This is a genomic window from Endozoicomonas sp. ONNA2 (genome assembly GCF_024606365.1).
In the GTDB taxonomy this organism is placed as follows: Bacteria; Pseudomonadota; Gammaproteobacteria; order Pseudomonadales; family Endozoicomonadaceae; genus Endozoicomonas.
This window is the reverse complement of record NZ_JAHHPO010000584.1, coordinates 1-1,640: the sequence shown is the minus strand read 5'-3', so window position 1 is coordinate 1,640 and position 1,640 is coordinate 1. Positions and strand designations below refer to the sequence as shown.

The following is a 1,640-nucleotide window of genomic DNA, read 5'->3' as shown; positions in this document are numbered from 1 at the left end:
AGCTAAAGAAAGAATGGACAGTAGTGCTATCAGGAAGCGCTGACTGGCATGATTGTCGGGGCTGCTGCCGGGGCCTTTGCGATTGCTGCCTCGGAACTCGGGTTTGATGCCAAGGCCGTCAAGGTTGCTGTCTTGGCTGCCGGGGTTGCGGATGGAACCACGGAGGACACAAAGAGCACAAAGGAAAAGAACCATCTCTTCTTAGTGCTCTTCCCCCTTGTGCCAACACAGTTGCCACCAAACAATGAGTCACCTGGCGTGACTCTTCAATGCATGCTTATGGAGCCAGCCTTTGACCAGCAGGGCCAACAGCGGAAAACTGGCGATATACCACAGCACAATATCAGTGCTAATGTCCAGCCACAGCACGTAGACCACAGCCACACCAATGGCAGAATCCAGCTGATCGGCGGCGATGGCGATGACCCTGCCCTGTGTTGGTAGCTCACCGGCAGCGATACCCAGTCGGCGTTTCACCCGGGAGTTGGGCAGTTCTGCCAGTACATACCCGAGCCCGGCCAAGGTGCCGCTAAGCCATAATGGCTGCCCTGAGAATGGTGAAGTTGCACCCAGCAGCCATTCCAGCGGATACAGCAGGCAGGCCCCGAAGGCGGTCAGCAAGGGAACCACCACCAGCCCCCGCCAGGTTTTGTTGGCCCCGAATGCCCGGTGCCCGATGGGTTTTGCCAGCGCCGGAAAATCATCGCGGCTGACTACGATCATGTGCAGAATGCCGCCAATCACTACCGGAATCTGCAGGTACAGCGCCTGTATCAGTGCCTTCGCCTGACCGGTGTCTGCGCTGGCAGACATCCATAACAAAAAACCGCCCAGGGTCAGGGGGAGAATCTGTTTCAACGAAGAAAACTTAAAGAATCGCCCCCTGCGTACCATCCGGTAACTGAAGATCAGCAATCCTGTTACCAGCAGCCAGTGCGCCAATACCATCGGTAAAATATCCAGCGTGTTCAGCCAGATCACCGGGGCAATAATAAACAGGCTCCAGAACACCGGCATGCCCTGATAGGCCAGCTCCGTGGCGCTATCCCCAATATTGCCGGTTTCATTAAAGACCGCCAGACGCACGCAGCCGCAGGCCACCATGACCATCAGGGCAAACAGCAAAACGACACTGTCTCCCCATTGCATCACGATCAGGGCGGGCGTCACCAGATAGATCAGTACATCCATAAAGCCATCAAGATAGCGGCCAAAATTCCGGGTCAACTGCCAGCGCCGGGCCAGCATGCCATCCAGGGCATCGGCGGTCATTGCCAGGTAGAGCAGGGCCAGTGCCGACAGGAATCGGTCCTGCAGGGTTTCATGCATGGCCAGCACCGTGAGGGGCACGCTGATCAGCGTGATGCAGTCCACCCGGTTCAGGCCAATTAACCACGGTGATGCCATTGTTATTCTCCCTGTTCCAGCATCAGCCGTTCCAGGGCGGTAAATGCCCCGGCACGCAATCCCGGCCGATCAATTTTACTGTTATGCCGACCGTCCACCGGCATGGTGTCCAGACGAATCAGCTGCCAGTGCCCGGCGGGTAAACAGGCGGTCAATGTCGGCTTGAGCTGTGCCAACCCCAGGGGGGACACAACAAACAGACAGAGCTGTTGCCTACGTGCTGCGGCTGGACA

At 57.3% G+C, this 1,640-nt stretch carries 3 protein-coding genes; all 3 read right to left on the bottom strand.

Annotated elements, in window-relative coordinates; all coding sequences use genetic code 11:
* Positions 1-195 (bottom strand): hypothetical protein (locus KDK14_RS10245; protein ID WP_257265004.1); only part of this gene is annotated, 195 nt, incomplete at its 3' end.
* A gap of 54 nt (positions 196-249) precedes the next feature.
* On the bottom strand, positions 250-1,407 hold the full coding sequence (locus tag KDK14_RS10240; protein ID WP_257265003.1) for a CDP-alcohol phosphatidyltransferase family protein: 1,158 nt from the start codon (positions 1,405-1,407) through the stop codon (positions 250-252).
* A gap of 2 nt (positions 1,408-1,409) precedes the next feature.
* Positions 1,410-1,640 (bottom strand): hypothetical protein (locus KDK14_RS10235; protein WP_257265002.1); only part of this gene is annotated, 231 nt, incomplete at its 5' end.

Bases quoted from the DNA above. Each gene is read 5' to 3' on its own strand.
- KDK14_RS10240 (WP_257265003.1), bottom strand. From the start codon at position 1,407: ATGGCATCACCGTGGTTAATTGGCCTGAACCGGGTGGACTGCATCACG.